Raw genomic sequence first — 25,656 nt, 5'->3', positions numbered from 1 at the left:
CCGATCTATATGTGATCCCCACAGAGGCGGCCGGCGGCGGCAAACTGCTGGCGCTTGCAGGAAGAGCCGCGACCCATCTGGGGTATGCGGCTGCGTAAACCTGGCATGCCTACGAATCGGGCGGCACCAGCAACACCTCCCTCGCACGCTCGCCCCTCCCCCCGCTCGCAAACCGGAAAGCGTTCACACCAGTCATCCACCTGTCGCTCGCATCGTCGGGAGAAGCTAAGATAAGCGCTGGCCTGGCGGGCCCGACGACGATATCAAGGAGACGACGATGGAACGCTTCACGCCCGGACAACTCGACGAATACGCCGCGACATTCGAGCGAGACGGCATGGTCATCCTGCGGCGCCACTTTGCGAAGGCCACGCTTCAGGGGTGGCGCGCGGCGTTCGCCCCGTTGCTCGAAGAACGCATTGCGTCGAATGCGACCGCCGTGCGCGGCGCGAACCGGCATTACATCACGCTGCCGTTTAGCGGCGTGTTCGCCGATGAAAGCATCTTCTGCGATCCGGACGTGCTCGGCATTGTCGAGCGAGTCGCGGGCGACGACCCCGTGATGTGCCAGCTTGCCACCGACACGCCGCTGAACGGCTCGACGTATCAGGCTATCCATCGCGATACACCGGCCCTCTTCGATGGGATGCCGGAAACGCCTTCCTTCCAATTGGCTGTCAATTTCCCGCTCTGCGACGTCACGCCGGAAAACGGTCCATTCGAGACCACGCTCGGCACGCATCGTATGCGCTCGGAGGACGCGATGAATGCCTGGCACGAAGGCCGCCTGCCGTTGCATGCGATTCCGATGGAGCTTGGCGATGTGATGATCCGCGATGTGCGCGCACTGCATCGCGGCACCCCGAACAGGACCGACGAGCCTCGCCCGATGGTGGTGATCGGCTACAGCAGGAGCTGGTACTTCCGTCCCGAGGTGCACGTCGACGTGCCCGTCACGGTCGATGAACGATTGAGTCCGCGCGCGAAGCGGCTGCTGCGCTACATGCCGCGGGTCGATCAGGCGGACGGCGCGTCGGCGCCCGAGCAGTACCGCAAATTCGCCTACTGATCGCGCTGGAGTACCGTCTCGGGCCGCCGTTCAAAGCGGCGGAAATGCCGAGCGGGACTGTGACAGCCATCCTCTGGAGAAGCGTGTATGCCCTCACGCCCCGACCCGCTCTTCGCCGTCGCCGAACGGCTGATATTGAGCCTGTACGATGGCGGGATATTGTCGCCCGCGGTGCTGGAACGTGTGATTGCCTCGCTCGCCGGGACCCGATGGGAGACTCGTTCCGACTCGCGTGCGAATGACCAACGCTCGTTGCCGGAAGTCGTGGTCTCGGTCATGATGCCCGGCAAGGCACTCGACAATGTCGATCAGGATTACGCGGCTGTGATCGACCATATCGTCGGAGCGGCGAAGGAAACTGCACGGCCGGTCAGCAGCGACGACAGACGCGCTACCGGCAAGCCGCGCAAACGCTCTGCGGCCCCGCCAATCGGGAACGACGATGCCCCGGAGTCCGAACTGCTTGAACAACTGGCAGGGACACGCGCTACGTCGAACAAGAAAGCGAAGCCATCTCGCGCCGGTCGCAATACTCAGGCGGGTTCCGGCTTCAACCCTCTGCAAAACGCGGCGCCCCCGAAGAAGCGGTGACGATGTCGACTGAAGCGCCTGTCGACCCGACGCTCGCACTGGCGATCCTCAAAGGACATCCCACCATTCGTTCGTTGCAGAAATGCAACGGCGATCAGATTCAATAGCGCACCCTTGCGGTTCGGTAGAAGAAGTTCCGCGCAATTTTTTCCGCTTGCGCAATTCATCAATCCGGCTGGCAGAATCAGCGAGTACGCACGCCCGGAGAAGACACCGATCAATCGATCGACGGACGCCGCAAAAAACACATCGCCGCACGAGAACTTTGGACTACTGGCATTTGAAATGCAGGAGAGCCTCTCACCAGCATGCGCGGGCGCTTCTGTCATCGATAACACATGCCTCGTTTTTTTTTACCCAACGGTCCGCTTTAACGCTATCGTCTCACTGCAACCTGTATTCGTAGATCAATGGGAGTTCCATGTGTGGAATGGATTGATGTTTCGAGTAAGGAAACGCCGCAAGGTCATCGTCGGCGGCAAACACTCATATGTGCCCGGATTATCTCTAGGAATAAGCGCGCTGGTGTTGTGCTATCCGGCGACCAGCTTTGCCGGCGTTGCGGTCCTGCGCCCGCCGCGCGAGGCGCTCTCCAGTGCCCCACTCGAAGTCACGATTCTCTATTCCGGTGATCAGCCGGACGGCTCGGAATACAACGTTCCCGCCCAATTGAAAGTCGCCGTTAGCAACATCGACGTCATACCGACTCCGTTGACGCTCACTCGCGATAGCGGCACACCCGATCACATCAAGCTGGCAACCGGCGACCTCAAAGCGGTCCGCTATAGTGGCACGTGGCCCAAATGGGCTCGCGGCGCGATGAAGATCGATATTCCCGATCTCGATGCTTCGCCCTCTTTCGTCATGCTCACCCGTCCGCCCAACTCCGGCAAAACGACGGAACTGGCTCAGTCGGCGGGCGCACCGGGCACGCCGGGGCAGGTGTCGACTATCGCGCAACAGCCCGCGAGCGCCTTCCCTGTTTCACCCGCGCCGGCGCCCGCCCGCGCCAATGCACCCTCGCCGGAGGTGACCAGTTTCCTGAGCCGTTTCTCCGCATTCGAACCGATGTATTTCGCCGATGGGTCGAATGGTGAGAACCTCGCGAAGTTTCAGTTGAGCTTCAAGTTCCGCATGGTCATACCGGACGACCCGCGCTCGAAACGTTTCGTCGACAACCTGTACTTCGGGTACACGCAAACTTCGTTGTGGGATCTCGGCGTGTACTCCGCGCCCTTCCGGGACACGAGCTACATGCCTCAATTGTTCTATTCTCTGGACGACACGGGTTGGAAGAGCTCGCTATTCAGCAAGATGGGCCTGATGGCCGGCTACGGTCACGAATCGAATGGCCGCGACGGTCCGGAATCGCGTGGCATCGACATTTTATTCGTGCGCCCCACGTGGGAATTCGGCGACCTGAATGCCAACCATCTGACCGTGTCGCCGAAGTTCTATTACTACGTGCATATTGCGGGAGAGAACCACGATATCGCGGACTACCGCGGCTACGTGGATCTATTGCTCAAGTACGGCAGTACCGATGGCTGGCAACTGGCCGCCACGTTGAGAAAAGGCACGAAGTCCACCAAGGGGAGTATCGATACGCAGTTCACCTACCCGTTGGCGAAGCTGATCAATAGCGCCTGGGGTGGCTATCTGTGGGTCGGGTTCTTCACGGGTTATGGCGAGGATATTCTCGACTACAACCAGCATCGGTGGATTGCGCGAATCGGGTATAGCATCACACGGTAGTGAGCGGGTGAATGAGAGCGTTCTGTCAGTAGAGAAACGCAGTTGACCGGCTTCGGTTTCGGCCACACGTGCATGGCTATGCGAAAGAAAGGCCGCTCGATGAAGCGGCCTTTCGTATTGATAGGGATGCCAATCAAAAGAAACATAATCGGCGGTTCACTGAGTCGGTCTCGGCGTCAGTCACGGCGGCGTTCGCGGCGCCTGCCCTCGTGGCTTGCGCGCTGACGTCGGAGCCGCATGCGCCGACCGCTTGCAGGCCAATGTGGAGACCGCCAGCTCGAGTGCGAGGCAGCGTGAATCCGAAAGTGGGACGGATAATTTCATAGCGGCGGCCAGGGTGAGCAGTGACGGTGTGAGACGAACGCCCCTGAACCGCGCTACGCCCAAGCCCCCGCAATCGCGAGTTCCACCACACAGGCTCGCGCGGCGGGTTGCGCGTTAACGTTCGGTCATTTATTCCGCTCGGGTGCGATGCCATTTGCATCGAAGGCATGGCGCTATTGCCCACGAGCATGTCAAAAAACCGGGCCTCGACATGCCCCGCCACCCCGTTCCTAGTCAATTCATCTCCGCTTGCCGGTCCACCGACAACAACTCCGACGCGCAAACTCACTGAACGCCGGACTCAATGCTCTGTGAACGAACAGACGGGCACACAACAGCACTTTTCTCTAGAGTTGAAGGGTTGCCCGTCAATCCTGACCGGCGACATTCCGCTGATTTTGCAGCGTCATTTCAACATTAGGGAAAACCAATGAAAACTTCTGTTCTCAAGGAAGTGTCGACTAATTCCGAACAGCACGCCGGTCTGAATTTCCATCTGAATTGTGCACCGCTGGCACTCAAACACACGATCCACCCGGAACAGATCCGGGATAACCTGCCCGGGGGTCATGGCGGAGTGGGTTTTTTGTTTCACGCTACGGATTGGGATACGCTTTCATTTTCTTTTCACAATGTCAAGCATCGAAACGCATCATTTGAAGAGGAGCTTTGGAATACCAAGCCTTTTATTGCATCGCCGATCTATTCCGGATCCCAGGTCATCGGAGCGAATATCGCCTGTCCGGTGCCGCTCGAAATGTGGCTTGGCAGCCCGCGCGGCATCAAGCGGTTCCGGGAGACGCAATTTTTTCCGGCTCTGGAACTGGCGCGGCAAGCAGGGCTGAACATGGTGGCGATGGGCGCGTCCACGCCCTACGCGTGCAACTATGGCGCCCTGCCGCGCCATACGAAGCCGCCCCACATCACCACGGGCCACGCGGCCACCGCGGCGATGCTGAAGGACTGGGCGATCCATTGCTGCAACGAACTCGACCTCGAATTCGGCAACACCAGGCTCGCCCTTTTCGGTGCGGCCGGACGGCTCGGCACGACGGTGGCCAAGTATCTGCTTTACAGGGATGCCCCGAAAGAGCTGGTCCTGATCGACCTGCCGGACAAGCTGAATCTGCTCACCGAACAGGCCAAAGAACTGCTGGCGTCGGACCTGCTGGGCAAGTCGCGCGTGTCGGTGCACACCTTCAGCCCGGATACGCCACTGCCGCAGTTCGACGGCGCGATCCTCGCGAGCAGCACCAGCGTGCCCTACCTCACCGCGTCCGACCTCAGACGCGCGCAGTTCTGGATCGACGACTCCCATCCCCGGGCGGCGAGCGTCGAGGCCGAACTCGCGTCACGCGGCCAGACGCTATATATTGAGTGCTTCGCCCGTGGTCCCGCCGGACTCGACACCACCTTCCCGTTCAGGCTGCCGTCCGCGCGCGACTGCTATACCTGCTTCGCCGAAGGCTACTCGGCCTGGCAGGAAGGCATTGCGTCCGATTTCATCATCGGCAGCCCGCCCGTGTGGTCGGTCTCTTATACTCACGGTCTCTTGAAGAAGTACGGGTTTTCGGTCGGTCCTTTCCACGGGAAAAACGGCTCGCCGATCAGCCTCGAAACACAACAACGCAGCGACCCTGAACTGATGGGGCCGTAAAATCAACGGAGGCCTGATGGCGATATCGCGCGAAAGCATGCGGGATATGCTTGAACGAAGCAGGTTTGCAATTCGATGGGGGGGCGCACTCGGCCTCCTGTGCCACCCCATCTATTACGTCGTGTGGACCTATATCCTGCCGCAGCCATACGACAATCTTCTGCTCCGGTTGAGCGCGGCGGTCATCTGTATTCCATTGCTTTTCCAGACGTACTGGCCAAAGCGGTTTAATCATTACCTGCTGATTTACTGGCATTGCGCGCTGATCTACGTATTGCCATTCGTTTGCACATTCCTTACGGTCAGGAATTCATTCTCCACGATGTGGATGATGACCGAAGTGATGATGATCTTCATTCTGGCGCTTTGTATCGACAATCCGCTTTTGCTGATCGCGTGTATCGGCATTGGCGCGCTGTCCGGCACGCTGGCGGCGGTCATCTCCTCGCCGGAGCCGATCGTGCTTGCGGCGGACGACAAGTCGAATCTCGCGGTGATGCCGGTGGTCGTTCTGTGCAGCATGGCCTTCAGTCACGCGATCAGCAAAGGACGCATCTTCGTCGAAAAGAACCGCGCGCTCCAGGCGCTCGCAGGTTCCATCGCGCATGAAATGCGCAATCCTCTGAGCCAGTTGCGGCACGTTCTGGATCGCGTGGAAGAAGCGCTGCCCGTCGCCTCGGAATCCAGTCGCGCGCCAGCCTTGTCGCACGAGAATGCGGCCTCGCTGTATGGTCATCTCGCCCAAGGGCAGTTGTCGATCGAGCGCGGCCTGCGCATCATCGCCATGACGCTCGACGAAGTCAGCGCAAAGTCCATCCGCGCGGACCGCCTGGTCTATCTGAATGCGGCGGCCACCACGCGCAAGGCGCTGGAAGAATACGGCTTCGACGAGGACAAGGCGCGCGACAAGGTCAGCCTCGTGGTGAAGGAGGATTTCGTCTTCAAGGTCGACGAAACGGTCTACCTGTTCACGCTGTTCAATCTGATCAAGAACGCGCTCTATCACATCGCCGCGCATCCGCTCGCGACGCTCACGCTCACCGTCGACAAGCCATCCGTGATCGTTCGTGACACGGGCGCCGGCATTGCGCCCGAGATCCTGCCGCATCTGTTCGAGCCGTTTCGCACGGCGGGCAATTCAGGCGGCACGGGGCTGGGACTTGCGTATTGCCAGCGCGCGATGCGCGCGTTCGGCGGCACGATCTTCTGCCGCTCGGAGCTCGGCAGGTTCACGGAGTTTGCGCTGCGCTTTCCGGTCGTCTCGAAGGACGAAGCCGACGACTACGAGCGCAAGATTTTCGAGCGCGCGGCGCCGGTCTTCCAGGGCAAGCGCATTCTCATCGTCGATGACGACGCCGGCCAGCGGGCAAGAACCTGTCGCGCGTTGACGAAGGCGGGCGCTTATGTGAGCGAGGCGGAAAACGGCGAGATCGCGTTGACGACGCTGCGGCGCTCATCGCCCTACGATCTCGTGCTGATGGACATCAGCATGCCGGTGCTGGACGGCTATGCCGCCACTGAGCGGATTCGCGCCGACCACGCGTGTCCGAACCGCAGCGTGCTGATTGCCGCCTATACGGCCGAGCCCGGCAACGCGGTGCGCGTGCAAGCGCGGCGGGCCGGCATGGATGAAATCATCGGCAAGTCGGCCAGCGTGCAGGAATTGATCAGCGGGTTGCAGGCACTCTTCGAGAACGGCAACCGCCACCACCTGAGCCAGCGATCCGACAGCTTCGCCGGCAAATCGATCCTGATCGCCGACGACGACACCTACAGCCGCCTGGTCTCCAAAGCGTATCTGGAACGCTGCGGGGCGACCGTCGTCGAGGCGGAACATGGTCAGGCCGTGCTGGCCTGTTTGCAGGAGGACGGCGTGATCGACGCGATCCTGATGGACATCAACATGCCGGGCATGAGCGGCGTCGAAACCGCCGCGTCGATTCGCGCGCGCACCGACGCGTATGCGCAGGTGCCGATCATTGCATTGACGGGCCAATCCGGCATCGAGTCCGTGCAGGCGTGTCTCGCCGCCGGCATGAACGAAGTCATGATCAAACCCGTGCAGGCGGGCTCGCTTTACGCGTGCCTGACGAGACAGTTCGCGCTGCGACGCGCATCGGACGCGCCGCATGCATCGGCGCAGCAGGATCTGCCGGCAACATCGGAGTCTTCCGGCCAGCTTGCGCCCATCCCCGATGACGATCTGCTCGACGAGGAACACCTCGAAGAACTGGTCGCGCTCGATCTGCTCGACGAAACGTTCCTCAACGGCATCGAGCAGATTCGCTCGCTGATTGCACGGCTCACCACCACCGTCGCAACGCTCGACATCAAGGCGACGCACAGCGCATTGCACGTCCTGCTAGGCGTCAGCGGCAATATCGGCGCCAAGGCGCTGCATCGATTCGCGCGGCAAATCTATCCGCGTGTGATTGACGGCGAATGGCCGTCGGAGCCCGACTGGCTCGCGCACATCGGCACGTTGGGCGGGCGTTCGGCCGACGCGCTGCAGAAGTATTATGCGTCGGCCAAAGCACGCCCCAATCATCGGGATGCGTTGAGCGATTAACGGGGTGGCGCGAGTAGAAAGCCGACTGCGCGCGCCGCCTCACTAGTCGCCGTCTTGCAGCCGCCCTTTCGGTTGGGGAAAACCCATGGTGACCGTGGTCCCCTCGCCGAGCGTGGACTCGATCCGCAGGCAGCCGCCAAAAGACTGCATGATGCGGTTGCAGAAGATCATGCCCATGCCGTGACCGCCCGCGCCCGCGTAAGTCGTGACGGGGTCCAGCAGCAGCCGCGCCTTGATCTCCGGCGCAATGCCGGGGCCGTTATCGCACATGCGGATCTCGGGCTCGGGGCTGTCCACCACTTCGAGGCGCAGTGAGGGAGCCGCCGCGCCTTCGAGCGCGCGCAGCGCATTGGACAGCAGCGAAGACAGCACGAGCGCCACGCAATTGGGCATCGCGCGCACCACGAAATCGCCGCGCACGTCGACCTGTATCCAGTCGCGCTGCGACCCGACGAACGGATAGGTGTCGAGCAGCGTCGCGATCAGGCGGGTCGCCCTGACCTCCCGAATGGCTCCCTCCTGCGCGGATTGCTGGCCGCCGCTTTTGTGCACCGTCTCCCAGAACGACGAGATGAGCGTGAGGCAATACTGTGCATTGTTCAGCATCGATCTGGCCGCGTGACCGATCTCCTGCTGGCGTTGCGGATCGTATTGCTCGGCCACGTCGGTTTCGACGGAGCGCGCAAACAGCGAGATCGTCGCGAGCGGCGTATTCAGTTCGTGCGCGAGGAACGCCAGTGTCTCGTCCATCGCCATGAGCCGCTGGTGGCGGGTTTCCCGCTCGGCGTAGCGTGCAATGGCCAGTTGCAGGACTTCCCGAACCTTTTCCGTGCGCAGCGGTTTTTCGAGGATACGGAACACCTCGCCGTTATTGACCGTCTGCAACAGCATGTCCTTGTCGGCGTACGCGGTCACGAGGATCCGCACGATCTGCGGATATTCCTGCGCCACCTGGCGCAGCAGGTCGTCGCCGTCGCGGCCGGGCATGCGGTAGTCGGTCACGAGGACGGCAATCTCGGCGCCGTGCTCGCTCAGCACGGCAATCGCCTCGTCCGCGCTCTGCGCGACGTGTACGCAGTAGTCCGCGCGGATCGCGCGGGCGAAGTGATTGCGCGACAATTCCTCGTCATCGACGAAGAGGATGGAAAACGGGGGCTGCGTGGTATCGCTCATTGCATTCTCGGCGGATCGCGGCAGGTAAAAATTGAAGCAGGCAACCTGGCGGGTGATGAAAACGAAGTTCGCCCGGATCATAGCGAAAGCTTGAGCACCTGAGGGTTTCCGTTGCTGATTCGCACAGTCCGATTTGCGCTGCAATCCTGCGCATTGTGCCTGAACCGCCATGCGATGCGGGGCATGCTCGCGCGCGGTGAACGCGAGCGTCAACTGAGCGTCATCGAGCAGCTCAATGTGTCTATGCGTGTTGGGTTGTGTGATGACAGGAGCGCGGCGCGACCGGTTTGGAAAGGCTGCGGCTCGTGAGTCCTCGAGCAGGCACGCAGGGCGTGCTGCGACCGCCGGAGTCGGCGGTTCATGTGCGGCTTTTCAATGCTCAGGCTGTTGCCCGTTTGCGTTCACGTTGAAGCGAAGCGCGCGGTGTCGGGATTGACCCCTATCCCCCCGGCGACGCGGATGCGGTAGTCGAAGCGCCCGCCGCTTCGGCCCGCTTCGTCGTGAAGTTCCAGCGCAGGGCCGTGGCCGTATCGACCGGCGCGGGCAGAAGACCCGCGCGATAGAACGTGTCGGCGATCTTTTGCTGCTCGCCGAAATTCTGCCCATCCACGGCGCGCACGGCGTAACTGCGGCGTTCGTTCGCACGTTCGATCGTGGCCGCGTCCAGCCCCCAGACCGGCGCGAGCAGCTTGGCGGCGGCGTCGGGATGGGCTCGAACCCACACGCCCGCCGACGTCAACTGCGCAAAAACCGTGCTGATCACATCCGGGTGCGCCGCGGCGAAACTGCTCGACGCGAGGTAGTACCGTTGATACGACGCGAGACCTTCGCCATTGGCGAGAATGCGCACGTCGGGCGCCTTATCGACCGACGCGACGTATGGGTCCCACGTAATCCACGCGTCCACGCTGCCGCGTTCGAACGCGGCCCGTCCATCGGCGGGCGTCAGATAGCTGATATGCATGTCGGCCGGCGTCAGGCCCGCTTTGGCGAGCGCGGCCAGCAGCAGATAATGGCTGCCCGCCGCCTTGGTCACCGCGATGCGCCGGTCCTTCAGATCGGCAAGCGTATGTAGCGGCCCGTCGCGCTTCACGATGATCGCCTGAGCGCCCGGCGACGGCGCTTCCTGCGCGACATACACGAACCGCGCATGCGCGGCCTGGGCGAACACCGGCACGGTATCGGCGACATCGGCACTGAAGTCGACCGCGTCCGCATTGAGCGCTTCGGTCAGCGGCAAGCCGCTCGCGAACTCGTTCCAGCTGATGGTCACGCCGAGCGGCGCCAGCGCCTGCTCGAGCGAGCCGCGCGCTTTAAGGATCGTGATGAGCGTCGACGACTTCTGATAGCCGATCCGCAGTTTCACCGGCGCCGGAGGATGAGCGGCGGTTTGTGCGTGGGCGGCGCTCATGACGAGCGCCGAAGTCAACGCCGCGCGGGCGAGCAAACGAAAGAGTGAAAATGTCACGGCTCGAAATTCCGGTGTGGTCAATCCGACAAGACCTCGATCGTAGCAATGCCGGATCGCACGGATAAGCGAGCGTTTTTTCTATGCTTAGCAGGCAACGGCATAACGACGCCGGCCTGCTTTGCACGCAGGAACTCAGAAGAACAGCAGTGAGCGCAATTCGATGCTGCGGCGCGGCGGCGCATCCGCGGCGGACGTCGGATCGTCGAATGCCGAATGCGCGCTGAGCCGCGCAAGCGAATCGCCCGCGCAATCGTAGATTTTCAGCAGCAGGAATTCGTCGGGCGTCATGTGCGGGAAGCAATACCAGCGGTGCCGCGGATTGAACACCAGCGCATAGGTCTCGCCGTTGAATTCGAGGTAGTTCAGCTCTGCTTCGATCGCCGCGGCCGACGCAGGCGCATCGATGCCGATATCGCTCATGTTCGCGTCCCCATCACGCTAAAACGATTCATTGAAGGGCCGCAGATCGATTTCCTGCGACCACGCACTGCGTCCCTGACGATGCAAATACCAGTAAGCCTCGGCGATATCCGCCGGATCGAGCAGGCTATCCGGGCCGCGCTCGGCAACCCGCTGCGGCGCGGAAGCGCGCAGACGCTCGCCGTCGATGCCGCCATCCACTACCACATGCGCGACGTGGATGTTGCGCGGACCGAATTCGCGCGCAAGACTCTGCGTGAGAGAACGCAAGCCAGCCTTGGCCGAGGCAAATGCCGCAAACGGAGGACGTCCCCGCAGCGACGCGGTCGCACCGGTAAAAAACAGCGAGCCGCGCCCGTTCTCCAGCAACGGCTGCAGCGCCGCGCGGGCAAACAGGAAAGCGCCGAACGTCGTGACACGCCAAGCCGCTTCGAACTGCGCCGGCGTGAGTTCGAGCGTGGGAGCGCGAGTCGCGCCGGCTGCGTTGAAGACGGCGACTTCGAGGGTGCCTGCGTCGGCGAGTTGCCGGGTGATCGCGGCCAGATCGCTTTCGCTGGTGACATCGCCGGGCAATGCGAGCGCGTGGCCGCCTGCGCCGCGAATTTCGCCGGCCAGCGCGTCGAGCCGCTCGCGCGAGCGCCCGGTCACGCCGACCGTGAAGCCCTCGCGGGCGAAGCGGCGCGCGAGCGCGGCGCCGAGTCCGCCGCTCGCGCCGACACCGGCTATCCACGCGAGACGCGTGGGGTCACGTTTCAACTCAAGAGGCTCGGTCATCGGAATCTCCATCGCAGCGGGCAGCGGGCAGCGGGCCGCGGCACGCGGCGCGTGGCGGCAATGGGCATGGGTCGCCCTTCGTCTCAGCGTAGGCGATCGCCGTGCGCGAGGGAAATAAAGAATCGTGGAAACGAATCGCGGGAAATGCATCGCGGGAAATGCATCGCCGCAATGACGCGTCGGAATCAGATCGTCATTCGGGCGGAATTTCGAGCGGCACCACGAACATGCCGGCCGTGTACTCGGTATGGAAGTAGCCGCAACGTGCATACGCCGCGATGCGTTCAAGCCGCTCAGGCGAATTGCCTGCCCGCGCCGACGCCATCCTCGCCTCGTACGAGCGCAAGCGCGCCGCCGACGAGTGTCTGACCCAATCCCGCAGAAAAGTGCGCGGGTGCCGGAATCCATCCCAGATAGCTGCCGCCGAGCTGGCCATGATGCACGCTCCGTCGATTCGATACGCTGCAAACCAATCTAGCCAGCAGGACCGCGAATCACAAACAAGCTTTTGTGGAATGGTTTTCGCGGAACGGGTGGATAGCCGGAAAAGGCCATAGTGATCGCGTAAAGAACAAACGCCGATAACGATCCGAGGATTCGTTATCGGAGTGCGCCGCGGCACGTTCCTATATTCGATTCCGGTCAGCACTGCACTGCGACGAGTGCCCCACGCGGCGCTGGCGCCCGTCACGCTCAACACCTTGCAGGGTTTTCGCCAGTCGCCTCACGAGCTGGAAGAAGTGGCGCGCGGGTACAGCTATAGCCCGTGGCAGCGGATCGTCCACGTGGTGCTGCCCGCGGCCGTGCCGACGCTTGCGACCGGTGTGCCGCCGTGCGCGGCCGTATCGCCCCCGGTCCTTCACGAGCTACAGAACCCTGTCCTTGTCGAGCTTCTTGCCAGCCGCGGCGTTGTAGCGCTCGACATAGTCGGCAAGCAATGCCCGAATGGCGCGGCCTATCTTCCGATAGTCGGACTCGTTCAGGTTCGCGAGCGACACGCGCCCGGACGGATGCGCCGTGCCGAAGCCGCGCCCCGGCAGGAGCACCACGCGCGCTTCCCGTGCGAGTCTGAAGAGCAATTCGGACGGCTCCGTATTCTTCAGGAGCCAGTCGACGAACTCGCGTCCATACGCACGTTCGCCGAGGAACTCCAGGTCGAGAATCGTGTAGTAGTCCACCTGATTCGTGTCGTCGTCCTCGAACGAGATGCCGACCTCTTCGTAAAGCGCGCGCTTGCGGCTGCGGATCAGGCGCTTCAACGCGTTCTTGTAGGCGTCGGGCGTGTCCATCAGCGAGAACAGCGAAAACAGCACCATCTGCACCTGCTGAGGCGTCGACAAACCCGCTGTATGGTTCAGCGCGACGGTGCGGCTGTCGGCCACGAGACGGTCGATGAACTTGAGCTTGTCCGGCTCGGTCGTGATCGACTCGTAACGCTCGTGCAACTGCTTCTTCGCGTCTTTCGGCAACTCGGCGATCAGCCTGTCGAGCACGTTGTCGCGATGCGTGGCGATGGTCCCCAGACGCCAGCCGGTCGCGCCGAAATACTTCGAATACGAGTACACGAGGATGGTGTTCTTCGGTGCGAGCGCGAACAGCGACACGAAGTTGTCGGCGAAGGTGCCGTACACGTCGTCGGTGAGCAGGATCAGGTCGGGCCGCTCTTTCACGATGTCGGCAATATATTTGAGGCTCTCGTCGCTGATCCGCACGGAGGGCGGGTTGCTCGGATTCACCAGGAAGAACGCCTTCACCTTCGGGTCACGCAGCTTGTCGAGTTCTTCGTTCGAGTATTGCCAGTTGTTCTCGACGCCGGCATTGAGATTGACGACATTCAGCTGATAGTCGTTCAGACGCGGAATCTCGATGTACGGCGTGAAGATCGGCATGCCGAGCGCGATCGTGTCGCCCGGCTTGATCAGGTGATTCTCGCGCATCGTGTTGAAGATGTACGTCATCGCGGCCGTGCCGCCTTCCACCGCGAAGATGTCGAACTCGCCGATGAACGGCTGATCGCCGATCATCTCGCGGCGCAGATACTGCCCGACGATCAGTTCGGACAGCTTGAGCATGCGGTCGGGCACCGGATAGTTCGACGCGAGAATCCCCTCGCACATTTCATACAGGAAGTCGCCGGCCGAGTAGCCCAGCTGATCGCGCACATACGACACCGCACCGCGCAGGAAGTCGATGCCCGCGACGCCCTTGTTCTCGCGCAGGAACAGATCGAAGCGTTCCGTCAGGCCTTCGCGCTTCGGAAACCCGCCGATGCCTTCCGGCATAAACGCAAATGAGCGCTCCGATTCGCGCATCGCAAAGAGGCCGAGTTGCCAGAACCCATGGCGCGGAATGGTCGCGAGAAAGTTCGGATTGCCGCGCCCGGCGTTGAGCATCGCGAGGTTCGCCGCTCGCTCGACCGCACCGCCACCGGCCGCCTTGATCAATTCGTCTTTCAGTTCGAATGGACTGAGTGCGGCCAGCTTCGCCGCCTTGCCGGCATCCTGCTTTTCCCGCTTGCTCATTTGTGCTCTCCAAAATGAAGTCTCCCGGATCGGCGCCGCCCGTTGCGACGCCGCGGGCTCAAGCCAGAATCATGACGATGATCATCCCCCAGATCGTCAGGAGCGTATTGCCCACCGCGTAGGTCACGGTGTAGCCCAATCCCGGGATCTGGCTTTTCGCCGCGTCGCAGATCATCCCCAGCGCCGCGGTCGTGGTTCTTGCGCCGGCACACACGCCAAGCAGAATGGCCGGATGAAAATGAAACACATAGCGCGCGATGAACATGCCAAGGATCAGCGGAACAGTCGTCGCAAAGATCCCCCACAGGAACAGACCCACGCCGAGGCTCTGTAGCCCTGCGACGAACCCCGGCCCCGCCGTCAGACCGATCACCGCGATGAACACGTTCAGGCCGACCGAGTTCATGAACCACACCGTGGGCTCCGGAATCCGGCCGAAGGTCGGGTGAATGGCGCGCAGCCAGCCGAACACGAGACCCGCGATCAGTGCGCCGCCGGCCGTCGACAGCGTAAGCGGAATCCCCGCGACATTGATGACGATCGCCCCCACCATTGCGCCGACCGTGATCGCGAGGGACACGAAGGCCACGTCCGTCATGTTGGTCGGCCGGTCCAGCACGCCGAGCACTTTGGCGGCGGCGCTCGTGTCCTGAGTGCGCCCGACGATCGTGAGCGTGTCGCCGCGATGCAGTTTCGTGTTGGGCAGCACGGGAATCTGCGTTTCCGTGGGGCCCCGCTTGATTTTCCGAAGATAGACGCCGCGCGCGAGTGGCATGCCGGCAAGCTCGTGCAAGGTCTTACCATCCACCGCCTTGCTCGTGACGTAGACGTCCACGCCTTCCGCCGGCACTGACAGCAGTTCGGCGTCGTCCACTTCCACCGCGCGCCCCGTGCGAACCGGAATCACAGGGTCGTCGACATCACGCCCGCTCGTGCTGGTCCCGAGCACCGAGACCAGTTGATCGCGCGGACCCGCAATCGCGACGACATCGTCCGCCTCCAGAACCAGATCGAGGGTTGCCTCCTGGATCGTGCCGCCACGCCTGACGCGCTCGATAAACAGGCGCGTGTTCTCCGGCTGGAGCGCTTCGACCTCACTGACCCTTTTGCCGCATACCCGGCTGCCCGGCGCGATCCGATACGCACGCAATTCATACCGATGCCAAGCCTGGCCTGCGCCCCCCAGTTCCGCGGTGCCGCCAAGGCTCGCCTCGTACTCCTTGCATGCCGCAACCAGGTCGATGCGCAGCAGCCTGGGCCCAAGTGTCGCGAGGATCAGCGCGGAGCCGACCGTGCCGAAAATGTACGTGATGGCGTAAGCGGTCGGCATCGCGTCGAGCAGCGTTTTGGCCTGATCGGGCGGTAAGGCGAGCCGGTTGATGGCGTCCGTCGCGAGCCCCATCGAAGCTGAGATGGTCTGCGATCCGGCAAAAAGTCCCGCCGCGGAACCGATGTCGTAGCCCGCCAGTTTCGCCGCGAGAACCGCCGCGCCCAAAGACAGCAGACATTGCACGACGGAAAACAGCGCCTGCGGCAAGCCGTCCTTGGCGATGCCGCGCACGAACTGCGGCCCGACCCCATACCCCACGGCAAACAGAAACAGCAGGAAGAACACCGATTTGACGTTGGGCGAGACGGTGATATGAAGCTGCCCGATTGCAATCGCAGCCAACAGGGTTGCGGTGACCGCGCCGAGACTGAAACCCTTGAAGCTCTTTGCACCGACCCAATAGCCAATGCCGAGTGAAAGGAATATCGCGATCTCGGGATAATGCTGGAGCGTTGCAGCTATCCATGCCATCTTAGCCCTCGTCTGCGGTTCACCCGTCGACACCGATGTGCGTGCGGGTGTGTTGTCGATGAATCGTAGCCGCCGACTTTCATCCGGAGATGTTCAATCTCCCGAATCGGTCTCTCTCCGTTCTGACAATGATTCTTTTCCCCGCGACCGACAATACGACCTTGGTCCCACACACCGCGGGCAGTTCACCGAGACCCGTCGCTCATTGCCTGAGGATCTTCCAGGGTCCGTTGCCCTGTTTGCAGACGGTCGGCGTCCAGCTTTGGGTCTGGCCTTTGGCCATCGCGACCAGCGTTGCGGTGCGGCAGGTTTTATCGCCCTCCTTCGTCGTGTCGTGCGGCGTAATCGTGCCGGTGATCGAAACGGAGTTACCGGTGCCGGCATTGCTCCACGCCAACGATTCGTCATCCTTCTTTGTTTCGAGCGCAATTTGCGCCGCATCGTTAAGCGCCTTACGGTCGGCGTCCCTCATATAGCTAACGGGCGTGTTCTTCAAAAAATTCAGGTTCGCGGCATGGCTGAAGCTCGCGCCGGCCAGCAGCGCGGCACCCGCGATCCACTGCGGCAACCGGCGTACGGCCATACGAAATCGGGCTGGCATAGGTCATCTCCGTTAATAGCTGCTGCGGCCGCACGCTACGTCGTAGTCCTAGGTGCCGCATCGGGATCATCGGCAGCGTTCCGGTTCGCCTCGAACTCGTCGACGAGGTCCGCCACCGAACTGCGTCGGCCGATATGGCCAAAGCGCTCTTCGAGCCCTTCGGCGCGCAGGATGTCCCGCACCTCCGCATGGGCGGCCACCACTTTCATGACCCTGCCGGACGCCTGGAGCGCGTCGTGTAACGCCTTGAGCATCCGGGCCCCCGCGAGGTCGACAACCGGCGACGCGGACAGGTCGCAGATCACCAGCCGGACCGGCTCGGGCGCCGCGCGAATCAGCCGCCAGATCGTCTCGCGCACGTGCTCGACATTGAAGTAAAGCAGCGACGCCTCGACGCGCACCGTCAGCACATGCGCAATCGCCTCGTTCTCGGCGTGCCGCTGAAGGTCCGAGAAAACGCGTGTGCCGGGGATGCGCCCGAGCACCGCCACATGCGGGTGCGCGGCGCGCCGGATGATCAGCAGCATCGACACCAGCACAGCGACAATCACGCCGTTCAGGATTCCCAACATGAGCACCGCCGCAAACGCGACCATGGAGATCGCGAACTCGAAGCGGTTGACATGCCAGACATGGCGCAATTCACCGGTATCGACGAGCCCCTTCACGGCCACTAGCACGATGGCGGCCAGCACGACGTTGGGCAGATTGGCCAGCAACCCGGTCAGGAACATCAGACAGAATCCGATGGCAATCGACGCGAATACGAGTGCAAGCGGGGTCTTCGCCCCGGCCTTGTCGTTCACCGACGATTGTGAGAGTCCCCCTGCGACCGGGTAGGCCTGGAACAGTCCCGCGGCCAGATTCGCCGCGCCTAGGCCGAGCAGTTCCTGGCGGGCGTCGATCTCATAGCCGTTTTGCTGGGCGAGCGCGCGCGCTGCCGAGACGCTCTCGACATACGCGAGCAGCAGACACGCAAAGGCGAGCGGGATCACGCCATCGACATCGCGCAACCGCAACCCCGGCAGGCGGAACTCGGGCAAGCCTTGCGGCAGCGCGCCCACGACCTTGAATCCAGCGCCCGCGAGCGGCGTGATGGACAACACCACGATCGAAGCCGCGACGACGACCAGCGCAACCGGGCGCCCCGGCAGGAATTTCTCGCCGAGCACCAGCAGCGCCACGCACACGAGCCCAAAGGCGAGCACGGCCAGGTTGGTCTGCGAAAGCTGGCCGCCCAGCACGGCAATCCGCTCGAAGAACGACTCGCCGCCGCCCTTCACGCCGAACAGTTTGGGCAATTGCGTCATTGCGATGGTGAGCGCCGCCCCCGCCTTGAAACCGAGCAGAATCGTCTCGCTAATGAAATTCACCAGCGAACTCAGGCGCAGCAGCCAGGCCACCAGACACATGCCGGCGATCAGCACGGCCGTGAGCGCCGCGATCGAAGCCCAGCGCGCCGGATCGCCGCCGGCCATCCCCGCGACCGTCACGCCGACCAGCATCGAGATCGCCGAAGTCGGGCCGATCGCCAGCTGGCGCGACGAGCCGAACAGCGCGTAGAAGAGTCCACCAACCAGATATCCGTAGATGCCGTATTGCGGCGGCAAGCCGGCCAGCGACGCGTAGGCGAGCGAAACCGGAATGCCATAGGCGGCGAGCGTCACGCCGGCTATCGCGTCGTGCGCGAGCCATCGGGGCTGGTAGCTCCGCAGCCACTGCGCAGGAGGATACGCATGGCGCCACCCGCGTGCGGGCGGATCGGCCGTCACCGGATCGGTGACGCTGGATTCCCTGGTCAACGTAGCGCCTCGCATGCAGAAGCCTACTCGATGGAAAGACGGGCGCACTTTCGTCGTGTGATCGAAGGCATGACAATGCCCCGGGCCGCCCGTTCGGTTTCTCAAGCGTAGCCGGTGGGCGGCGCAATCCACATCGGACCTTGGTCCTAGGTGCTTTCGTGCATGCATGCGCGCGCAGCCGCGGCGCCCGCTTCAAAGCGCTCTCAACGCAGATTCATGGCGCGTCGTTCGAAGCGCATCCGTCGCGCATACCTGGCCGACTCAGAATGGCTCCTTGACGCGCTGCCACGTCTCGTCCGGATCGAACACCGTGACAGGCGCCGCATGCTCGCCGCGATTCTTCTGGTAGATCACGCCGTTGTTGCTGACCACGAAAGTCATCACGCCGCTCGTGCCATATCGGGCCGGGTACGCAACCATCGCGAAGCCGGCGATCATGTGCCCGTTGATGACATAGCTAAAGGCCCCGCCCGGGGCGCTCTTGCCTTGCCTCGTGAGGATGCGGAAGTGATAGCCGCGATAAGCGTCGCCTGCCTTGTGCCCTTTCAGATATGCCGAACTGGCCGCGATCAGCGGTCCGAATGGACTGGCCTCTTCGTCGCTGCCCTCATCCGTGCGCCAGTAGAGGCCATCCTGCTTGCCGGGCGTACTGGCCAGCTTCTGCGCGTATTCGAGCACTCCATCGTTGTTTCGATCACGCGATGCGTATTCGCGCTGCGCGTCGAGATAGGCGCGCAGCACTGCGATCGCTTCGCGCTCGTTCGCGCCGATACGGCGGTTCGTGATTTCTTCTTCGCCCTGTTCGGTGGCGAAACGCCAGTCGCCGTTCTCCTTCACGAGGGGAATCGGCATCGGCCAGGCTTCGTCGCCGACCAGCAGAATCCGGCGGTTCGCTCCGGCGTCCTGCAGCACGTGAAAGGCGTCGAGGTCCGCGCTCGCCTTGGCCCAGTTCGCGGCATTCTCCGCCTGATCCGGCGACACGACCAGGTTCTTGTGCGCCTCGCCGAAAATCGCGACCAGCGTCGCCTCATCGCGAGCCTTCAGCGCTGCGGACAGCGCCGCCACCGCCGCCTCCGGTGTGGCAAAAGTTCGTTGCGCCGCCGCGAGCGCGCCGAACGGAATCGACAGCGCGACGATCACGGCGCACAACCCGCACCGTGCGGCGAGGCGCCGCCGCCAGTCGGCGCGTGGGGTCTTGCCAGTCATGCTACGGCCAGTCATGGTCATCCCCCTAGCGCCGTCCACCACCGCGACCGCCACCACCACGGCCTGAAAATCCGCCACCGCCACCGCGACCGCTAGCGCCCGAAAGTCCGCCGCCGGAATGCGCCGCAGCGGGGGCGGTTCGTGCGGGCGATTGGGAGATCGACTGACGGCTCGCCGCGCCTCTCGAACTATTCGCCTGGGCGTCACGCGCCGAACCGTAGCCGCTGAACGCGTCGCCCCGGGGCGTTTGCGAGGCCCGCGCGCCCGAGTCCCGCGCACCGGCTTCGCGTGTGGCCGACTCCCGCGCACCCGCTTGCCGTGTCGCTGGCGTGGCGGGGCGCTGAGCGGCCTGGTCCCGCCCGCCGGCCGCCGCATTGCCGCCTCCCGCGCTGCCGCGGGCCGGGGGATCGCCGACTCGCGGCGTGCTGGTGGCGCGGCCTGTCGTGCCGCTCACCTGGCCGGGCTTCTTGTCGGATCGCCATGCGGACGATTGCCCTGTCCCCGATCGCGAGCGGTTGACGTCGCCCGTATTGATGTTGCCTCGTTCGACATTCCGTTCCCGGTTGATGTTGATGTTGTTATTGCCGCCGCCTCCGTAATGCGCTTCATAGTGTCCGCCGTGCCAGACCGCGGCCATCGCCGCGCCCCAGACCAGCCCCGTCGCGAGCGCCGCCCCCGGCGGGTACGGATAGTAGTAGACCGGATAGGGAGCAGGCAGGTATCCATAGGACGGTGGTGCGCCGCTGACCACGACGGTCGTCGGGTTGTATTGCGGCACGTAGATCACCTGCGGATCGGCCGGAACGATCTTGATCACCTCTTTTTCGACCACCACGACCTGCTTGTCGTCGGACTTGAGCTGACCCGCCGACTGCGTTTGACGCCGGAAACGCTGAACCGCCTCGAGCACCGCGCCCTGATCGGTGACGACGGCTTCGCCGAGACCGATCGTCCAGTCGAGATCGGCGCTCATTTTCTTGACGACTTCGGGGTAATTCAGCAGCGCCTTGACCGGGTCGTGCCAGCTTTCGTTGACGGTGAGCGCCTTGTCGCTCTTCCTCTGCTCGAGGAAGCGATCCGCCTGCACGATCTCCACCGGGTAAGTCGCCGCCGGGAGAATGATGGCGATGAGGTCGTCCGGATACAACGCAATGGGGCCCACGAGTTTGTCGAGGGTCGCGGCGGGAATGGCCGCGGGTGCGCCGCCGCCCGCGGCCGGCGCCTGCGCTAGCGAGGAGGTCGCGCAAAACACGGCGCAAACCGCCAGCATCGCGGCAATCAGCGCATGGTTCGCTACCCGGGCGCGCGTCGAAACGTGAAGCATCGCCGCGCGCCGCCAGCGGCCAGCCGCCCTCGCAAACAGGATGATCCGTTCAAAAGCACGCGTAATGCGGTCCATTGATGCTTCCCCTCACGCTTCGCCATTCGACCCGGACAGCAATCTTCAAAAGACAGTTATCCGAAACAATGGAAACGGAACGCACACCTGGTAGTGCACAGATACAGTCTGGACCGCGGACGTGCCACATTGCAAATACGACCTTGGTCCGATTGCGCGCCGCACGCCTGTGACGCAATCATGAGAGCGAACCTGCCATTGCTGCAGGCACACCGCCTCGCGGCCGACTCTGACAGGATCGCAATGATCGGCGCCGGTTAGTACGTCACGTTCGCGTTCATGTTCGCGCGAACCGGCAACCGGCGATCTGCATTCGCGTGAGCTCACGCAAGGAGTCACCGTGACTACATTGACAAAGTACTGCCTGATCGCCGCTCTAGCAGCGTCGATGACGCTCGACGGCATGGCGCAGGGTAAACCCATTGCGTACCCCGCCAAGGGGCAAAGCCCGCAAAAGCAGCAGCAGGATGACGGCGCATGTTATTCGTGGGCAAAAAGCAATACCGGCGTGGACCCGGCCGCGATGGCCAATGCCCCGCCCCCGCCTTCCGGACCCGCCGTGGGCGGTGGTGAGCGCGTTCAGGGCGCCGCGCGTGGCGCCGCAGGAGGCGCCGTGATCGGCGCGATCGCGGGCGACGCGGGCAAGGGCGCGGCGATCGGCGCGGCGACCGGAACGATGGTCGGCGGATCGCGGGCGCGCCAGAACCGGCGCGCGGCTGCGGCATCGTCGCAATCCCAGACGCAGGGTGCCATGGACACCTTCAATCGCGCCTATGGCGCGTGTATGGAAGGCCGTGGCTACACGATCAAATGAAGCACAGCGGCCAGCCTCGCCGCGAGACAACGCGCACGCAGGCGTTCAGGGAGAACAGGATGAGAAGCAGCAAGTTGATCGTCGCGGCGGCGCTCGTGTCTTTCGCGACTGCCGGTTTCGCGCAGACGGAGCCGAAAGTGGCCGTCAAGAGCGCGCCGGGCCAGGTCACCATGACGGGCACGGTGAAGACGACGTCGACCGTGGTGGGTATCGAGCCGGCCACGCGAACCGTGTGGCTGAAGAACGCCCACGGGAAAGTCGTCCAGGTCGTGGTCGGCGAGGAAGCCCGCAACTTCGACCAGTTGAAGGTCGGCGACGTCGTCAACGCGGAGTATTCGGAGGCTATGACCATCACGCTCAAGAAGGGCGGCGCGCCTTTGGGCGCCAGTGAAACTCAGAGCATGGAGCGCGCGCCGATGGGCGCCAAACCCGGCGGCACGGCCGGCCGGGAAGTCACGATTCTGGCCAATGTCACCGCCGTCAATCACCAGAACGGCGTCGTCACGTTGAAGGGTCCGCAAGGCAATTCGGTCGACATGGTCGTGCAGGACCCCGCCCAGCTCAAGTTGATCAAGAAAGGCGATCAGATGGAGGTGCTCTACACCGAGGCCGTGGCCATTTCCGTCGAACCTAAGGCCAAATAGCCGCGCGGGCGGCGTAGGGAGAACGCCGGCCCATCATCGTCCTCGCCGCAACGTGTGTCGCTCGCGTGCCGATCGGGTGCCGCTTGCCCGGCTTGCCGTCGGCGGTTGCGCTCGATCGTGCCGTGACGCACACACGGCGAGCGCTCGGCCCGGCCGTTTCGGCGAGACCTGTGCACATGAGTTCCTTGCGCCGTTCCTCTGGATCCGCACAGACCATGGATGACGTCGCCCAACCCGCCCCGCAATCGCAGCCACCGCAGCAGCCCGTTCGACCCACCGTCGATCTAGCGCGGATCGTGCTGGCGGTCAGTGCGCTTGTCCTGCTTGTCGGCGGCAGCCTCTACATCGTGCATCCGTTCGTGCCCGCGTTGATCTGGGGCGGCACGATCGTCGTCACGACCTGGCCGCTCATGCTCGCGATCCAGCAGCGGCTAGGCGGCCGACGCGGCCTCGCCGTCGCCGTGATGCTGTTGCTGGAGATCGTGGTGATCTGCATCCCGACCTACGCGGCCGTGTCCACGCTTGCCGATCATTCGACCGAGATCATGAAGTTCGTCGAAGGCCTGCCCAACTATGCGCTGCCCTCGCCCCCTCGCTGGCTCTCCAGCATGCCGCTGACCGACCGCCTCACGCAGGAGTGGCAACGCCTGTCCGATGCGGGACCGGGGGGCATCCTCGCCAAAGTGGAGCCGTACGCCGCCGTCGTCGCGAAATGGCTGCTGGTTCAGATGGGTCTGGTAGGCGCGTTCGCCGTGCACCTGATACTGATGCTCATCGTGTGCGGCCTGCTCTACGGCAAAGGCGAGGCCACGGTCGGCCTCGTGACCGCATTGGCGCTGCGCGTCGCGCCGGGAAACGGCGCCAACATCGTGCACCTCACGGGCCAGTCGATCCGCGCGATCGCACTCGGCGTGGTGGTCACGGCGCTCGTCCAGGCCTCGCTCGGCGCGGCGGGAATCTGGCTGGCCGGCATTCCGTTCGCCGGTGTGCTGAGCGCGTTGATGCTCGTGATGTGTCTCGTACAACTGGGTCCACTGCTGCCGATGCTCGGCTGCGTAATCTGGCTGTTCATGCATGATTCGCAGCTGACGGCAATCGTGCTATTAGTCTGGACCGTCTGCGTGTCGGGGCTCGACAACGTCCTGCGGCCGCTCCTCATTCGCCGGGCCGTCGCGCTGCCGCTGGTGCTCATTCTCTCGGGCGTGCTGGGCGGGCTGATCGCCATCGGCGCCGTCGGCCTGTTCATCGGCCCGGTCATTCTCGCCGTTACCTACCATCTGCTGCTGGCGTGGATCGATCAGCCGAACCGGGCCGCGGCGCAGGACAATCAGGCTGGCATCGCCCCCAAAAGAAGCGATTGACGCGAGACCGCGCGCGGCTGAACCTGCGCAGTGACATCGGCGATCGTGAAAAGCTCACGGAAAATCACCTGCCGTGAGCCGGATGCGCTCGCCATGCCGTGGCCGTGCGGCCCGGCACACTGCAGTGCGGATTCTGGCGTGTCCCATACCGAACGCCAGCAGGATCTGCCTGGGCGACGGATCGACGCTCCCGAGCGCCTCATGCGCGACGCCGGCGTCCAGCGAAAAAGCGCAATATCCCCAACCGAATCCGTAGGCGGAAAAACATAGGGTATCGTCGTGGCCGAAAAACGGACGGCCGATTCGAATGAACGTCGAGCCTGGCGCATGATCGCTTACGACGATGCTCACGACGCGTCCTCCACTGGTGCGAACGCCTTGCGTCAAATCAGCAGGCGCCCAGCTTCCTTCAGCATGTCTCGCGCGGGCAGAAGATCGCCGCGTTTGAAGCGCACCATCGAAAAGGCACGCATCGCATGAGGACTCGCCGGCAACTGCACCATCTGGAATACTACTTCTCGCGCCGCGCGGGCGTCGCCGTCTTCGACGACGACGTTCATACGGTCGAGCAGAAACGTTTTCTGCCGCACGTACACCTGTGTCTCCGGCGACGAGAGTACGTTGCACACCATCTCCAGCGCACGCGCCAGCGCCTCGGTTTTCAGGCCCAGATTCGCCAGTGCCCGATCGTTCTCGTCAATTTGCGTCTGCAGCCGCGTCACTTCCGCGAAGCTGCACGATGCCTCGCCCCCCGTCAGCGCGCGTACCCCTGTGCCCTGCCGTTCGAGGATCTTCAGGCGCGTCTTCAGCAGCGCCCGTTCGTGCTCCAGCGAATCGCGCTGCAGCGTGTCCGACTCGATCGCGCCTAGCCCTTCGAGCGCGAGCTGATCGACGACCCGCAAAATGATTTCCTCTCGCAGCGTCGCCTCCGACAAGGCACACACGCGCACCTGGTGGTCGCTGAAGTTGACGGTCGTCTGGGCAACGTCGGTGCGCGTCGTGGCGCCATATTGTGCGGCGCCGAGCGTGTGCCGTTCGTTGACGGCCATGCCGAGTACGGCGAAAACCTCGGCCGCCGCAGGATGATCGTTGAAGCACTGGCGCAACGGCTCGGCGTGGCTGAAAACCGCAGCGACGTCCTCAGGCGTGGCAAAGAACGCATGAATGTACGGGTCCGTCGCCCATGCCGCCGCGCTGGCCTCGCGCGCCGCCGGCGCCTGCGCGACGAGGCCGCGCAGGTAGCCGAGCGTGCGCTGCACGGCGGGCGCCATACGCGCCTCGTAATCGGGCGCGAGGCGCAACTGCGGGTAGAGCCTGACGATCCGCTCGACGATCTGCTTCGTCTGTTGAGAATCGCCTGCGTCAGACGCGCGGCGCCTGCCCGACCACCACGACAGCAGACCCATGCCCGGCTCCCCGCGCTCTAAGATTCGTCGCGCTCCGGAAGCAGCAGCGCCGTGATCGTGCGGCCCTTCCAGAACAGGTTGTGAACGCGCGGCTGCAGGTTGCGCAGCCCGTCCGCCGTGACGTCGTCGAAAATCACCAGCGCGGCGGGCCGGGAGCCCGCGCCTGGAATACGCCGGATCGTACTGAATTGGGGGAACCCGTACCGTACCAGGAATTCGCCGATTTCTTCATCGGAGACACTTTCCTCCACGTTGCCAAGCATCAGTTCTGCCATGATGGTTGCTCCTCGACTGTTA

The 25,656-nt window shown here is 63.4% G+C and carries 22 protein-coding genes and 1 pseudogene; 9 read left to right on the top strand and 14 right to left on the bottom strand.

The features are described from left to right. Positions 1–277: 277 nt before the first annotated feature. The 5 genes from B0G69_RS23435 (at position 278) to B0G69_RS23415 (ending at position 7,965) form a co-directional block, all read left to right on the top strand. Positions 278–1,069 carry a phytanoyl-CoA dioxygenase family protein gene (locus tag B0G69_RS23435; RefSeq protein ID WP_121321455.1) on the top strand — a complete coding sequence of 264 codons (792 nt, stop codon included), beginning with the start codon at positions 278–280 and terminating at the stop codon, positions 1,067–1,069. Positions 1,070–1,156: 87 nt separating this feature from the next. Continuing rightward, positions 1,157–1,660 carry a hypothetical protein gene (locus B0G69_RS23430; RefSeq protein ID WP_121321454.1) on the top strand — a complete coding sequence of 168 codons (504 nt, stop codon included), beginning with the start codon at positions 1,157–1,159 and terminating at the stop codon, positions 1,658–1,660. Positions 1,661–2,098: 438 nt separating this feature from the next. Continuing rightward, positions 2,099–3,415: a phospholipase A gene (locus B0G69_RS23425; RefSeq protein WP_121321452.1), complete on the top strand. Its 1,317-nt coding sequence runs from the start codon at positions 2,099–2,101 to the stop codon at positions 3,413–3,415. Positions 3,416–4,169: 754 nt separating this feature from the next. After that, entirely contained in the window at positions 4,170–5,396 is a 1,227-nt protein-coding gene (locus B0G69_RS23420) for a hypothetical protein (protein WP_199731323.1), read from the top strand. A gap of 16 nt (positions 5,397–5,412) precedes the next feature. Beyond that, positions 5,413–7,965 (top strand): hybrid sensor histidine kinase/response regulator, encoded by a 2,553-nt coding sequence (locus B0G69_RS23415; RefSeq protein ID WP_121321450.1) that lies wholly within the window; start codon positions 5,413–5,415, stop codon positions 7,963–7,965. A 42-nt stretch (positions 7,966–8,007) separates the two neighbouring features. Here B0G69_RS23415 and B0G69_RS23410 read toward each other — a convergent pair whose 3' ends face one another. From B0G69_RS23410 to B0G69_RS40710, 5 genes are all read right to left on the bottom strand, one after another. Then, the gene (locus tag B0G69_RS23410) at positions 8,008–9,138 is read right to left on the bottom strand and encodes a hybrid sensor histidine kinase/response regulator (RefSeq protein WP_121323843.1); all 1,131 of its coding nucleotides are present in this window, start codon (positions 9,136–9,138) and stop codon (positions 8,008–8,010) included. 439 nt (positions 9,139–9,577) lie between these two features. Continuing rightward, positions 9,578–10,549, bottom strand: coding sequence for an aliphatic sulfonate ABC transporter substrate-binding protein (locus B0G69_RS23405; protein WP_121323842.1), 972 nt, complete (start codon positions 10,547–10,549; stop codon positions 9,578–9,580). 192 nt (positions 10,550–10,741) lie between these two features. Next, positions 10,742–11,029 (bottom strand): CmcJ/NvfI family oxidoreductase, encoded by a 288-nt coding sequence (locus B0G69_RS23400; protein WP_241991448.1) that lies wholly within the window; start codon positions 11,027–11,029, stop codon positions 10,742–10,744. A gap of 18 nt (positions 11,030–11,047) precedes the next feature. Continuing rightward, positions 11,048–11,803 carry an SDR family NAD(P)-dependent oxidoreductase gene (locus B0G69_RS23395; RefSeq protein ID WP_121321448.1) on the bottom strand — a complete coding sequence of 252 codons (756 nt, stop codon included), beginning with the start codon at positions 11,801–11,803 and terminating at the stop codon, positions 11,048–11,050. A gap of 193 nt (positions 11,804–11,996) precedes the next feature. After that, positions 11,997–12,239, bottom strand: coding sequence for a hypothetical protein (locus B0G69_RS40710; protein WP_147440762.1), 243 nt, complete (start codon positions 12,237–12,239; stop codon positions 11,997–11,999). Positions 12,240–12,411: 172 nt separating this feature from the next. Here B0G69_RS40710 and B0G69_RS42025 point away from each other — a divergent pair. Beyond that, a pseudogene (locus tag B0G69_RS42025) lies at positions 12,412–12,621 on the top strand (ABC transporter permease subunit); the annotation flags it as partial. Positions 12,622–12,669: 48 nt separating this feature from the next. Here B0G69_RS42025 and B0G69_RS23385 read toward each other — a convergent pair. The 6 genes from B0G69_RS23385 to B0G69_RS23360 form a co-directional block, all read right to left on the bottom strand. Continuing rightward, complete coding sequence (locus B0G69_RS23385; protein WP_121321446.1) at positions 12,670–14,325, bottom strand: bifunctional aspartate transaminase/aspartate 4-decarboxylase; 1,656 nt, start codon at positions 14,323–14,325, stop codon at positions 12,670–12,672. Positions 14,326–14,383: 58 nt separating this feature from the next. Continuing rightward, positions 14,384–16,126, bottom strand: coding sequence for an aspartate-alanine antiporter (gene aspT / locus B0G69_RS23380; protein ID WP_121321444.1), 1,743 nt, complete (start codon positions 16,124–16,126; stop codon positions 14,384–14,386). A 202-nt stretch (positions 16,127–16,328) separates the two neighbouring features. Beyond that, positions 16,329–16,694, bottom strand: a complete 366-nt coding sequence (locus tag B0G69_RS23375) for an RT0821/Lpp0805 family surface protein (RefSeq protein ID WP_241991447.1) — start codon at positions 16,692–16,694, stop codon at positions 16,329–16,331. Positions 16,695–16,762: 68 nt separating this feature from the next. Next, complete coding sequence (locus B0G69_RS23370) at positions 16,763–18,529, bottom strand: SulP family inorganic anion transporter (RefSeq protein ID WP_241991446.1); 1,767 nt, start codon at positions 18,527–18,529, stop codon at positions 16,763–16,765. Positions 18,530–18,790: 261 nt separating this feature from the next. Next, positions 18,791–19,735 (bottom strand): DUF2950 domain-containing protein, encoded by a 945-nt coding sequence (locus B0G69_RS23365; RefSeq protein ID WP_241991445.1) that lies wholly within the window; start codon positions 19,733–19,735, stop codon positions 18,791–18,793. 25 nt (positions 19,736–19,760) lie between these two features. After that, positions 19,761–21,134: a DUF3300 domain-containing protein gene (locus tag B0G69_RS23360; RefSeq protein ID WP_121321438.1), complete on the bottom strand. Its 1,374-nt coding sequence runs from the start codon at positions 21,132–21,134 to the stop codon at positions 19,761–19,763. Positions 21,135–21,522: 388 nt separating this feature from the next. Between B0G69_RS23360 and B0G69_RS23355 the strand changes: the two genes are divergently transcribed. From B0G69_RS23355 to ydiK, 3 genes are all read left to right on the top strand, one after another. Then, positions 21,523–21,948 carry a glycine zipper family protein gene (locus tag B0G69_RS23355; RefSeq protein WP_241991544.1) on the top strand — a complete coding sequence of 142 codons (426 nt, stop codon included), beginning with the start codon at positions 21,523–21,525 and terminating at the stop codon, positions 21,946–21,948. Positions 21,949–22,007: 59 nt separating this feature from the next. Beyond that, a complete protein-coding gene (locus B0G69_RS23350) occupies positions 22,008–22,592 on the top strand; it encodes a hypothetical protein (protein ID WP_121323840.1) in 585 nt (194 codons plus the stop codon). A 215-nt stretch (positions 22,593–22,807) separates the two neighbouring features. Further along, entirely contained in the window at positions 22,808–23,953 is a 1,146-nt protein-coding gene (gene ydiK, locus B0G69_RS23345) for an AI-2E family transporter YdiK (RefSeq protein ID WP_121321434.1), read from the top strand. A gap of 54 nt (positions 23,954–24,007) precedes the next feature. Here the strand turns inward: ydiK and B0G69_RS23340 are convergent, their stop codons facing one another. Genes B0G69_RS23340 through B0G69_RS23330 form a run of 3 tightly spaced genes read right to left on the bottom strand, consistent with a single transcriptional unit; the run spans position 24,008 to position 25,634 of the window. Next, the gene (locus B0G69_RS23340; protein ID WP_241991444.1) at positions 24,008–24,304 is read right to left on the bottom strand and encodes a hypothetical protein; all 297 of its coding nucleotides are present in this window, start codon (positions 24,302–24,304) and stop codon (positions 24,008–24,010) included. A gap of 32 nt (positions 24,305–24,336) precedes the next feature. Next, positions 24,337–25,359: a hypothetical protein gene (locus B0G69_RS23335; RefSeq protein WP_121321432.1), complete on the bottom strand. Its 1,023-nt coding sequence runs from the start codon at positions 25,357–25,359 to the stop codon at positions 24,337–24,339. 17 nt (positions 25,360–25,376) lie between these two features. After that, on the bottom strand, positions 25,377–25,634 hold the full coding sequence (locus B0G69_RS23330) for an RNA-binding protein (protein ID WP_121321430.1): 258 nt from the start codon (positions 25,632–25,634) through the stop codon (positions 25,377–25,379). Positions 25,635–25,656: the final 22 nt, after the last annotated feature.

It is taken from the genome of Paraburkholderia sp. RAU2J (genome assembly GCF_003634845.1).
GTDB lineage: Bacteria > Pseudomonadota > Gammaproteobacteria > Burkholderiales > Burkholderiaceae > Paraburkholderia > Paraburkholderia fynbosensis.
Note: the sequence above shows the minus strand (reverse complement) of the source record. Positions and strands in the feature narration are given on the sequence as shown.